Genomic DNA, 9333 nt, shown 5'->3' on the forward strand with positions numbered 1-9333 from the left:
TTTCAACTTCAGCCAAGGGTCGCGCTACTTCCTCGGGAACAGTTCGAGGGCCAGAGAAGGTACTACCGTTCGTCCTCTCCGATGAGCGCGAGGAGTTCCTCGGCGGAGATCTGCTGCTCAGGGTCAGCCCGTCCTCCCATGAGCGTGAGCCCCTCCTTGGTGAGTACGTCTGCGGGATCACGCTTGTCCTCGGCGTCGGGCCAGCGGAATTCTTCAGCGATGGTGCCGTCCCAGGTCAGCACGCGATAGGCGTTCACGCACCGGCTGCATCCAGCGAGGTGCCCTGCCATGGCTTGCGCACCGGTTCCAACCGCTTCGGCGAGGTTGTTGTAGCTCGTCCAGCGCCCGGCGGGGAGAGCGTCGAGGATGGAATGAGCTTGAGACCAATCAAATCGGCGCGAGTCGCTGAACCGCTCTCGGTACTGGGCGAGTACCGGCTCCTCTAGCGCAGGAGTCGCCCAGATTGTGGCTGCTTGCGCGGCGAGGGAGGCGGCGCGTTGCTCGATGTGCGCTGCCCCCCATTCTTCGATCTGGCCGAGTCCCTTGTTGAGGCGGAGGGGGCTGTCGCGGAAACCACCTTGCATGTCTCGCTTCTCGTGGAACGGCCGGTCTGAGTACTCCGGGTTGTAGCCGGTAAGCGTCAGGTTCCCGAGCGTGTGGAGGTAGCGGTCGTGTACGGCTTCCCAGTCGGCGCCGAGCTCCTGCTGCCAGGCGCGGGTGACGTGCTGGGGCATGATGTGCTCGATGGTGTACTCCGCTGTGGAGACTTCTTCCTTCCGGCCGTGGTTCTCCATCTCGCGGAAGAAGTAGCCGCGCCGCTTCAGGTGATACATGTCCGAGGTTTTCAGGGCCTCCTCGAACTCCTCGTTCGTGGGGAATCGCCGATAGTCCGGGAGTGTCAGGAGACGGCTGCAGACGCTCTCGACGTAGTGTTCCGTGTCGATGGCGGAGGCGAGGGTCGCGAAGGTCTTGTTCAAGCTGTTCGTGGGGATCCGGCATACGGCGCGGCGGAACAGGTACGCGATGATCGCGTCGAGGATCTCAACGAACGCTCGACTGTCGAGAACGCCGGCAACGTAGTCCGCGTACAGACGCAGCTGGAAGGGGTAGGCGACCGTGGCCAGCTGGTCGAGCTCGCGAAAGCGCTTTGCCAGAGCCAGGTTCGTCTCCGCGCCGAGCGCCATGGCAGCGAACCAGCCGGCATGGTGGCTCAGGTCAGTTACCAGCTGATCGCGGGTGGTCCCGTTCCGCTCCTGGTCGAAGGCGTAGCTTTTGAACGCGTCGTAGATCTCGTCGATGCGCGGGATCGCGAGGGTTTTCACGGTGAGGAAGTGACGTACGAACTCGTCGAACCGGCCCTCGTCGGCTCCCTGGAACTGCCGCTCCATCGGGAACCAGTAGTCCTCGTAGAGACGCTCCTGCCTAGAGGGCGTCAGATCCATCAGCACGAAGTTCCGGATCAGATCAGCCTGGGACAACTTCTTGCCCGTTGCGTTCATCGACTCGAAGACGAGCTGCGGATCATCGGTGCCCCGGGTCAGCTTAACGTCGACCACGACGAGCTTGGCCAGGCCACGGCACACGTCGACGATGACGTCGGTTGTAGCTGCACGTAGAAGGTCCACGAAATATAGGTAGTTGCTGATCACCCGGGAATCCGAGGCCGGTAGCGGCGCGTCTCGGATGACAGCCTTCAGCGCCTCCTTGTCTCGCTGCGACAGGATCAGCTTGAAGAAACCGTCCCCCGACTCGAACTGGTTCGTCAAGTAGAGTCCGCGGATCTTCTGTGGAGCGAACCCCGCCACCGGCTCCCGATCCCCCTCGGGTAGCTCATCCAGACGAGCAGCAAGGGCCGCGAGCAGCAACGTCACCGTCGTCACACGCTGCTGCCCATCGATGAGGAGGTCAGGCTCGCTCGATGTTCGGGTACCCTGACCTCGCTCGATGTAGACGATCGAGCCTGTGAAGTGACTGCTGAGCCCGTCCCGGGCGCCGGCGCGCGTGATGTCGGTCCAGAGCTGTCCGCACTCTGCCTCGCCCCAGGAGTACACGCGCTGGTAAATCGGTACGACGAAACGATCAGCCTTCTTCAACAGCTCCAGCAGGTTCGCGTCCACAGCTTTCAAAGCGTGTCTCCATCAAATTTTCGACTTGCATGATACGTGAGCGCACGTCGAGTGCAGCAATCGCTGCGAGCGGTCTACCGAATCCACGATATCCCTTACTGCAAGGAGCGCATTCTCCTCGGAAGAGGGGCTTTCGGTCGACTCCGCGCTCTACGAGGGGAACATCGAGCGGGCCGAGTTCCTCGCCGGCGTGGCCGACCGGCAGGCTCCGTCGACCGTCCACGGCCTCGTCGAGCTCCTCGACGAGTGGGAACGTCTCGGAGGCATCCTGGACTTCGGTGCCGCGGAAGAGAAGTCGTGCTTCCTCGTCGCACGCGGCTCCACTCCGGCGTCGAAGAGCATCTGGCCGCTGACGCTCTACCCGAGCGGCAGTGTCGAGGTCGTCTTCCAGCACATGCGGAGCCGACCGCCGTTCGACTCCGTCACGCTCCGACAGGCGCTGCTCAGCCGCCTCAACGCGGTCAGCGGCGTCGACCTGCCCGCCGACCGATTGGAGAAGCGCCCATCCTTCGATCTCGAAGTCCTCGCCGACCGGACTGCTCGACGGCAACTCATCGAGGTGCTCGAGTGGTTCGTGGGCGAGCTGGCGGCGCACGACAACGCGCTTGTCAGCAGGAGCGGATGATCTGGGAGCAGATCGTCGCGCGGGCTCGAAGAGCGGATCCGTTCTGGCGTCTCAGAACTCGTCTCCAGTGATCCCACTGGCCGCATCCAGAAGTTCGCGCCGCCGCTTCCATACCGCCCCGCGGTGCTGACCTCAGGCTCCGACGCGAAAGGAGAAGCGATCGTGAGCGCTTCGGCCCGCGCGGCTTGACCTCGCACCCACAGCCCAGCGGCGGCCGGCCGGCTCCGGCCCCCGAAAATCACCAGCGGACACGAGGCCTCGGGCACGGAGGACGAGAATCACCATATTCCACCGCTCACTCAGCGAGCGACTTCCACAGCGAGGCATTGGTCTCCGTCATCGCCCAGCCGTCGCCGGGCCAGAAGATCGGCCAGCGGGTGTCGCCGCCCATGCGGTTCTTCATCCACACCGTTGCCCGGCCGAACGCGCGCTGCATGGTCAGCGGCTCGACGCCGGTCACCTTCGCCACGTCCTCGAGGGCGACCGCCGACGGCGACGCCGCGGCAAGGACGTCGAGGACCTCGCAGAAGAGCTTGATGGACTTCGCTTCGCCGGATCGCAGAACCTCGAACTCCTCGAGGGTCCACTCTCGCGAATCCTCGGCCTCCGTGTCGTCGTGATCCACGACTCTTGCGGATCCTCGACCGCGCAGTCGCTCATCGGCGGAGTCGTGCTCGGCGATGAGGCGCATCACGGGGATCACGAGGCTCTCGGGGACGGGGACCATCACATAGTCAGACATGATTTTTTCCTCTTCATGGTGGGTCGGATTCGAATAACACGAAGCTAACACGTCTTACATGACTCTTGCAAGACTCCACCGAAAGTCTTCGCCGGCTCCGACTCTCGAACCCGAGCGCTTCGGCAAGCAACTAGGTCGACCCGGCCGCCGCTTCGCCGACCGCAGCAGCGAAGTGATCGTGGTGGCGCCAGGGACGTGGCGCCTCCGCCTCTCGCCCGTCGGGCCGCGCCTCCACCCGAGCTGGGCGATCATCCGCGTGAAGGCCGGTCTCACCGACCCGCACTCCCTCCTCGGGCCGGTCGAGCTTGACCTGAAGACGAAGACGGTCGCCGAGTACCTCGAGGAGTGGCGGCCCGCCTGAGGAGCAGCGACTCCGGCCCTATCCGGATCGGAGCGTCGGGCCTACTCTCAGGGCTACCACCACCCCGAGCAGGAGGGCGAGGGCCGCAGATGCGCGCGGCATCGGCCAGAAGCAGGGCGCGAGTACTCCTGGCCCCCGTCGCGTGCGTCCGTGACAGAAGTGACGCCGGAGTACACATCTCGATACGAGTGGCTTGAAGCACCACCGGCCAGACGATCGGAGCCCCGATGAACCACACGCTCGACGACACCCTTCTGCTGTCGCCGCTCATCGTTCCGCCCGACACCGAGATGAAGAAGGCCCTGCTGCTGAGCGAGCGGTTCTCGACGATCGCTCCACGGGGATTCCCGCGCACCGAGACGCTGGCCGAGATGAAGGAGCGAGGCTGGTGGGTCCCCGCTCACCTCGATGACCTCGACGAATCGACTCGAGAGCGGGCCGTCAGCGAGTGCATCCGCGCTGCAGAGCGGTACACGTTCACGACCGACGACTGGAAGCAGTCCGACAGGCTGTTCGCCCGCAAGCTCCCCTACGAACTGGAGCACTGGCTCGTCGAGAACGACTACCTCAGGCCGGCTTCTCGCGACGGATCCCAGTTCCGAGCGACCAGAGACAACCTGGTCCCCGCCCTCCTCGCGATCTGCGGCCGGCGTCTCTGCCAGGCGAAGGGCTGGCAGTACGGCGTGGCCACGACGGCGACTGCCCGCCAGGCGCTGTTCGCGATCGACGACGCCTCCGACCAGCGTGCACTCGCTCTCACGCTCTACGACATCCCGGAGCCGCATCCGGACGCCACCTTCGACGACATCGTGGCCTTCCGGCAGAGCAAGGAGAAGCTGCTCGCCCGCTACCTCGACGGGCTCCGGGACGTGCGGCTCGCCGTCGCCGAGGCGGAGGACGGCCGCGAGCTCGAGGACGCGCTCCTCACCTACAAGGCGCGCGTCACGGAGCTACATCGGGCGTCCGGACCTCTGAAGGGCCAGGGCGGCGGGCGACTCGATCCGATGACTCTGCTGATCCCGATGACCGAGGTCGGCGTCGCGGTCGCGGACTGGTTCGCCTCAGGGCCGAGCTTCGCTCCGATCGTCCTGGCGGTGCGAGCCGTCGCCTCGGTCGTCACCCTGCGTCGGCACGACGCGACGTCGTACCTCTCCGCCGCGGTGGCGAAAAACCTGATCGAGGCGCCGGAGAGCCGGGCGGTGCCGGTCGGTCTGCGGGACTGACCGCCTCACAGCGGCTCACGCCACGACTCCGCTATTCCTAGGCGACCAGGCGTCTGCCACCCCCGCTTCGGTACCGTCTCCCCCATGCCCGACCCCACTCCCGACACCCCCGGGGTCGCCGCCGAGCACCTCCGCGCCGAGCTGCAGCTGAGGCGCTTCGGGCGGCTCCGCCTCACCATCGACATGGCGCTGGGCAGCGGGATCCTCGCGCCCTACGACCTCGTCGTCCTCCGCCTCGACACGGGAGCGGAGATCATCCGCGTGAAGGCCGACCTCACCGACGCCCACTACCTCCTCGGTCAGGTCGAGCTCGACCTCGAGACCAAGACGGTCGCCGAGTTCCTCGAGGAGTGGCGCCCCGCCTGAGGAGCGCCGCCGCCAGGCCCTACTGCTTCGTGTAGTCCGCTGAGAAGGTCGACGGGCTGCCGCTCGCCGGGGTGATCGTCTGGGCGACCTTAAGCGGCACCCAGGTCACGGTGAGCCGGTCGCCGTTGACACCTCCGCCGCTGATCGTCCCGGAACGCTGAGCCGTCAGGTCGACGGTGCTCGTCGTCCCGGTCGAGGAGTCGGTGGTCGTCAGGACGACGCGCCGGGTGGTGCCCTCCGCGACGCTCAGAAGGTCGCCTCGAGGATCGGCGATCGTCGTCTTCAGAGGCTGGAGGATCGTGCTGCCCGCCGGCGTGAAGTCGAAGCACTCGGCTCCTCCGAGGACGGCGGTGGACAGGATCGGCTTCGTCGAGCCGGGCGAGGACACGGTCAGGGTCCGGACGATCCCCTCGGACGGACGGCACGACACCCCCAGGCTGCCGCGGGACGTCGAGCGCTCGTTGCCGATCGCGTCGACGACGGGATCGAGCCGGGAGCCCTCCTTCGAGACGGTCATCTTCTTCCAGATGAGGGGGAACGTCGCGGATCCGTCTCCCGTCGTGCTGATGCTGAGCGCGTCGATGGTCACGGAGTCGAAGGCGTACGTCATCCCGCCGGGCCGCTTGCAGGGCGCCGTGGAGGAGTCGCACGTGCCGACGGCGCCGAGCTGCACGGTCACGTGGGGGATCACCGATCGGGCGTTCAGCGCCTTCTCGAGCTCGGTCGCGATCGTCGCGGTGTCGATGTCGACGACGGTCGTCGTGTCGGCCCGACCGCCCAGGTACTCCGTCAGGGAGCAGAAGCCCTTCCCGTCGACGGCGATCGTCGTGGCGTCGAAGGCGAAGGTGATGAGCGGGGAACCGGCGGGAGTGCAGCCCTCGGGGAAGCCGAGGGAGGTGTCCTCCGGAGCGGCGCCGGCGGGTCCTGCGGGGCCCTGGGGTCCGGTCGCGCCGGTGTCGCCCTTCGCGCCCTGAGCACCCGTCGGACCGGCGGCACCGGTATCGCCCTTGACGCCCTGCGGTCCGGCGGCGCCCGTGTCGCCCTTCACGCCCTGAGCGCCCGTCGCGCCGGCAGCGCCGACCGTGCCGTCAGCGCCGCGCGCGCCCTGGAGGCCCTGGAGCCCCTGCAGACCCTGGGGGCCGACGATGCCCTCCGGACCTCGGGCTCCGGGGGCCGCGATCTGCACCCAGGCCCCGGTGCCGGCGGCCGGGGAGACCGCGCGGTTGTCGGCCACGGCGACATAGGCGCCGCCTCCGAACGCGACGACGCTCGACGGCGGGCCGGCTCGGTACGCGGTCCGGTCGCTCCACTGCGTCACCGTCGACCAGGCCGCGGTGCCGTCAGCGCCGGCTGCGCCCTGGGCGCCGGTCGCACCTGTTGCGCCTGTTGCGCCTTGGGCGCCGGTCTCGCCCTGGGCACCGGTCGCACCTGTTGCTCCGATGGCACCCTGCGCTCCGGTCGCTCCCGTCGCTCCGGTCGCGCCTGTTGCGCCTGTTGCGCCTGTTGCGCCTGTCGCACCGTCGGCACCGGCCGGTCCCGCCTCACCGTCCGCGCCGGTCGCGCCGGTCGCGCCGTCGGCACCCGCGGCTCCAGTCGCCCCGTCAGCGCCAGTCGCTCCGGTCGCTCCGGTCGCCCCGTCAGCGCCAGTCGCTCCGGTCGCTCCGGTCGCTCCGTCAGCACCCGTCGCTCCAGTCGCTCCGTCGGCACCCGTCGCACCGGTCGCGCCATCAGCACCCGTCGCTCCAGTCGCGCCATCAGCACCCGTCGCACCGGTCGCGCCATCAGCACCCGTCGCACCGGTCGCACCGGTCGCACCGGTCGCACCATCAGCACCCGTCGCACCCGGAGCCCCCTCCGCTCCCGCGACTCCCGCCGGACCCTCCGCGCCCGCAGGCCCGGTAGCTCCTTCCACACCTGCCGCACCCGTGGCGCCCGTCGCGCCCCGCGGCCCCGTCGCTCCCGTCGATCCCTTCGCTCCCGTCGCCCCCTTCGCGCCGGTCGCGCCGGTCGCGCCCTTCGCACCCGGAGCCCCCTTCGCGCCCTGCGGCCCCGTCGCCCCTCGCGGACCGGTCGCGCCTCGCGGACCCGTCGCTCCCCGCGGACCGGTCGCCCCTCGCGGACCCGTACCGACCGATGACGACGCAGCGGCCGTGCGGGCATCGGCCGACGTCGGATCCGTCGTCCAGGCGACCGCGATCTCGCTGGCGGGACCGCAGTGCACCGACGACGCGACCGGACGCAGGGCACCCGAGGCGGGGTCGAAGCATCCGGTCTGCGCTGCCGCGGCGGCCGGAGTGACGGAGGCGAGGGCGCCGGCGCCCACCAGGAGCAGGGCCGACACGGCGGCCACCGCTCGAGCGGCTCGGGGGTGCTTCCAGGAAGCGAAGGGCAGCGTCACGTCGGGTCCTCGTCGTCGGGGGCCTCGCGGCCTCGTCTGGTGCTGGCGCCTGTGCCGGAGCATCGACTCCATGAGCGGAGCGGCGGCCGTTCGCACCCTGTGTGCGAGCAGCGTCACTATTTCAGTGGAATGCCGTTCAATCAAGACCCCCGAACGGCCGATCCGCTCGGCAGGACAGCCGCATGATCTCGCCCGCCGTGCAACGCTCGAGCCCCACCCGGCCATGTACTCGGTAGACGCTCGACCGACGAAGGATGGACCCGATGACGCGACGCACACTCGACGACCTGCTCTCCCGCAGCGACCCCGCGGCCGACGACCGAGCGCCCGGCGTCCGCTCCGCCCTGCGCGCCGTGATCGCCGAGACCCGCGAGCACGCACCCCGCCGCCCAGCGCGGTCGAGGGCGTGGTGGCTGGCGGCTCCCGTCCTCCTCGTCCCGGGTCTCGTGCTGGCGACCAGCGCCGGCACCGACGTCCGCTCGGTCCCCGATTTCACGATCCTGATCAGCTACGTCACCGACGCCGGCGCGGCCGTCACCTGCTCGATCGACTACTTCAACGGCGAGATCGACTACCGCGAGGTCACCACCTCCGCTACCGACTACCTGCGCTCACAGGACTGGAGCGGCGTCGGCCAGCGGATCCACGACGACGCGGTCGCCTACACGACCGATCCCGCCTGGCTGGCCTCGGACATGAACAGCGACGGCCCCGGCCTCTCGGACGAGACGATCCGCTGGCGGGCCTGGATCACCGCGGCGGACGACCACATCCTCGACACGTTCCCCGAGGGCGTGATCGTCGAGGGCGACGGCGGGCTGGGCGGCAGCACCGACTGCACGGGAGAGCTGTGATGAGCACCGGCGAGGCGGCTGCATCGATGCCCCGGAGCGTCGTCCGCTCGCCCGCGCGCGACCGGGAGGCCGAGATCACGGCCCTGGTCGAGCGGGACGCGCCGGACCTGCTCCGCTACTTCGCGCGGCGGACGGCGAGCCCCGAGGACGCCGCGGACCTCCTCAGCGACACCCTGCTGATCCTCTGGCGGAAGGAGCGGTCGATCCCCGAGGACGAGACGCGCGCGCGGATGTGGGCGTTCGGCGTCGCGCGGCGGGTGCTCTCGGGCCAGCGCCGCACCGCGACTCGGAGGAGCGCGCTGGTCGAGCGGCTGGCGGAGGAGCTGCGCGTCACCCCGCCCGCGCCGGCCGACGACGCCGCGGAGGAGGTCCGCGCGGCGATCGCGCAGCTGAAGCCCGTGGACCAGGAGATCATCACCCTCGTCTACTGGGACGGCTTCTCCCTCGCCGAGGCGGGCGAGATCCTGTCCCTCCGCGCGGCGACGGTGCGGAGCCGCCACGCGCGGGCGCGGGCGACGCTGCGGGAGGCGCTGGGGGAGGCGCTGGTCGGCAGCGGAGTGGGGCTCGCCTTCGGGCTGCACGCCGTGCCGAGTTCGAGCATGACGATCTGGACCGCGCTGTCTGCCGGGGTGCTGGCG

Annotated in this window: 9 protein-coding genes; 6 read left to right on the top strand and 3 right to left on the bottom strand. The window is 69.1% G+C overall.

Annotated elements, in window-relative coordinates:
* Positions 1–62 precede the first annotated feature (62 nt).
* The gene (locus C5D44_RS10425; RefSeq protein WP_181118490.1) at positions 63–2117 is read right to left on the bottom strand and encodes a DUF262 domain-containing protein; all 2055 of its coding nucleotides are present in this window, start codon (positions 2115–2117) and stop codon (positions 63–65) included.
* 199 nt (positions 2118–2316) lie between these two features.
* Between C5D44_RS10425 and C5D44_RS10430 the strand changes: the two genes are divergently transcribed.
* Positions 2317–2751 (top strand): hypothetical protein, encoded by a 435-nt coding sequence (locus C5D44_RS10430; RefSeq protein ID WP_104281618.1) that lies wholly within the window; start codon positions 2317–2319, stop codon positions 2749–2751.
* Between the two features lie 295 nt (positions 2752–3046).
* Here C5D44_RS10430 and C5D44_RS10435 read toward each other — a convergent pair whose 3' ends face one another.
* A complete protein-coding gene (locus C5D44_RS10435) occupies positions 3047–3493 on the bottom strand; it encodes a hypothetical protein (protein WP_146086093.1) in 447 nt (148 codons plus the stop codon).
* Positions 3494–3551: 58 nt separating this feature from the next.
* Between C5D44_RS10435 and C5D44_RS17745 the strand changes: the two genes are divergently transcribed.
* The 3 genes from C5D44_RS17745 to C5D44_RS10450 all read left to right on the top strand — a co-directional run bounded on the left by C5D44_RS17745 (position 3552) and on the right by C5D44_RS10450 (position 5443).
* A complete protein-coding gene (locus C5D44_RS17745) occupies positions 3552–3854 on the top strand; it encodes a hypothetical protein (RefSeq protein WP_146088027.1) in 303 nt (100 codons plus the stop codon).
* A gap of 227 nt (positions 3855–4081) precedes the next feature.
* Positions 4082–5077: a hypothetical protein gene (locus C5D44_RS10445; RefSeq protein WP_104281620.1), complete on the top strand. Its 996-nt coding sequence runs from the start codon at positions 4082–4084 to the stop codon at positions 5075–5077.
* Positions 5078–5161: 84 nt separating this feature from the next.
* Positions 5162–5443, top strand: a complete 282-nt coding sequence (locus C5D44_RS10450; RefSeq protein WP_104281621.1) for a hypothetical protein — start codon at positions 5162–5164, stop codon at positions 5441–5443.
* Between the two features lie 19 nt (positions 5444–5462).
* On the opposite strand, the gene C5D44_RS18310 is transcribed toward C5D44_RS10450, so the two are convergent.
* Positions 5463–6761 carry a hypothetical protein gene (locus C5D44_RS18310; RefSeq protein WP_219815340.1) on the bottom strand — a complete coding sequence of 433 codons (1299 nt, stop codon included), beginning with the start codon at positions 6759–6761 and terminating at the stop codon, positions 5463–5465.
* A gap of 1343 nt (positions 6762–8104) precedes the next feature.
* Here C5D44_RS18310 and C5D44_RS18080 point away from each other — a divergent pair.
* Entirely contained in the window at positions 8105–8695 is a 591-nt protein-coding gene (locus C5D44_RS18080) for a hypothetical protein (RefSeq protein WP_104281623.1), read from the top strand.
* A gap of 26 nt (positions 8696–8721) precedes the next feature.
* Positions 8722–9333 (top strand): RNA polymerase sigma factor (locus C5D44_RS18085; protein ID WP_181118491.1); only part of this gene is annotated, 612 nt, incomplete at its 3' end.

This window comes from Rathayibacter sp. AY1B5 (assembly GCF_002932795.1).
GTDB lineage: Bacteria > Actinomycetota > Actinomycetes > Actinomycetales > Microbacteriaceae > Rathayibacter.